The sequence below is a fragment of the Sulfitobacter brevis genome (assembly GCF_900112755.1).
Lineage (GTDB): Bacteria > Pseudomonadota > Alphaproteobacteria > Rhodobacterales > Rhodobacteraceae > Sulfitobacter > Sulfitobacter brevis.
This window is the reverse complement of record NZ_FOMW01000063.1, coordinates 1-1900: the sequence shown is the minus strand read 5'-3', so window position 1 is coordinate 1900 and position 1900 is coordinate 1. Positions and strand designations below refer to the sequence as shown.

Below are 1900 nucleotides of genomic sequence, written 5' to 3'. Positions count from 1 at the left end.
CTCGGGTAGGGCGCGTTCCAGCCAATTTACCCTCCGTGCAACAACGCCATACCATTTCAAACTTTGCGACAGAACCACCGATTGTCCTTTGAAATATTTGAATAGGTATCCGCGCGTGACGATTGATTTCAAAGGCTGCCACTATCCCAAACATGTGATTTTGTACGCGGTGTTTTTCTATGTTCGATATGCGGTGTCCTACCGTGATCTGGAAGAGATCATGGCGGAACGCGGGGTCGAAGTTGACCATTCGACGCTGAACCGTTGGGTGGTCGAGTTCTCGCCACTCATCGCGACGCAAGCTCAGAAACGGAAGCAAAAACCAGCAGTGTCCTGGCGCATGGATGAAACCTACATCAAGGTGAAAGGCAAGTGGACCTACTATTACCGCGCTATCGACAAGTTCGGCAAAACCCTTGATTTCATGCTGTCGGAGAAGCGCGATGAAGCGGCGGCCACCGCATTCTTCGCCCGAGCAATTGGAAACAACGGCTTTCCTGACAGGGTCGTCATCGACAAAAGCGGTGCCAATCTTGCTGGATTAGAGAACATGAACTGCATGCTGATTTTGAACGGATGGTACTGGCTGATCGAAGTCTTGCAGGTCAAGTATTTGAACAACATCATTGAGCAAGACCACAGGTTCATCAAGAAGCTTACAAAGCAAATGAAGGGCTTTAAATCATTCACTGCAGCATCCGCAACTCTGGATGGCATCGAAGTCGCACATATGATCCGCAAGAAACAGTTCGGGGCGTCAGGCCAATCGGCCTTTCAGCAATTTGCGGCCCTCGCTGGATAACTGTGTCCAGTGATACCTCTCATTTCGTCGACAGACAAAGTTTGCGACTGAACCAAGTCATCGTCAAGTGCGAGGTAACTTTGCCACTCCGAGAATCTACGTGCGTCGCGCGGAACTCAAACGACGAATTCTTCTCCTTTGCAAGGCCGGATCGCCGAGCCGTTACAGGCTTCCCTAGCTTCATGACCATGCCGGAGGAATGGCCCGACGTGGGTCAACCACTCCTCTGGCGCGTCCTGCTGGATCCAGTGCGAGGCGTTGGGAACCTGAGCCAAGCGCGCGTTCGGAATTTCGTCTGCGAGACTCTCGCCATCACTGATCGGCTGCCAGGGATCATCGACACCCCAAACAAGCAATGTCTCGGCAGTGATTTCGCTGTGGCGTGGGACCAGCATGGTTGTATGGCTGGTGTTCAGACCTGAGGCGTTGCGGATCAGGCTGATCTTGCCGACCTCCGTTACGTATGGCGCAACAATGCCGTCGATGAACTCTTGGGTAAGACGTTCCTTCCTGCTCAGGCCGTCGCTGAAGCCCCCGGCAAGAAAGTCTCGAATTTCATCGGTCGACTTAGATTTCCAATCGGGTCGGCCGATCTCTATCATGTCGTTGATCGGCCAGCTGTCATACGCAACGATGTTCGACAGGATCAGCCGTTCGACCCGGTCGGGGTTCTCGATCGCCATCATCAAAGCAACCCCGCCGCCGGTATCGTGGCCGACAAGCGAAACTGAAGCGAGCCCGAGATAATCCATCAGCGCTAAGATCATGGTGCGTTGTGCCGTCAGAGAACGATCAAACAAATCACGCTGGTCAGAATTTCCGTGCCCTATGAAGTCGGGCGCGATCACGCGGTTCTGGCGCGCGAGTTCGTCGATGACATCGTGGTAAAGATAGGACCAGGTCGGTATGCCGTGCATTACGATTACAGCGTCCCCTTTGCCGATATCTGTATAGGCGATCCCAACTTTTTGGTGCGCAATGCCGCTCAATTCGACGTGCTGCTGGCGGGCGCTGAAGTCTACATGATTCATCTTGGACTCCTTTAAAACGGGGCCTTGTTGCACGGAGCCTCTCTCGACTGATATCGGTTGTGGCCTG

The 1900-nt window shown here is 53.4% G+C and carries 2 protein-coding genes; one reads left to right on the top strand and one right to left on the bottom strand.

Annotation, left to right across the window (positions count from 1 at the left end; translation table 11 throughout):
• Positions 1-115: 115 nt before the first annotated feature.
• Positions 116-802, top strand: coding sequence for an IS6 family transposase (locus BM174_RS20705; RefSeq protein WP_093925675.1), 687 nt, complete (start codon positions 116-118; stop codon positions 800-802).
• Positions 803-918: 116 nt separating this feature from the next.
• Here the strand turns inward: BM174_RS20705 and BM174_RS20700 are convergent, their stop codons facing one another.
• Entirely contained in the window at positions 919-1833 is a 915-nt protein-coding gene (locus tag BM174_RS20700) for an alpha/beta fold hydrolase (RefSeq protein ID WP_093925674.1), read from the bottom strand.
• Positions 1834-1900: the final 67 nt, after the last annotated feature.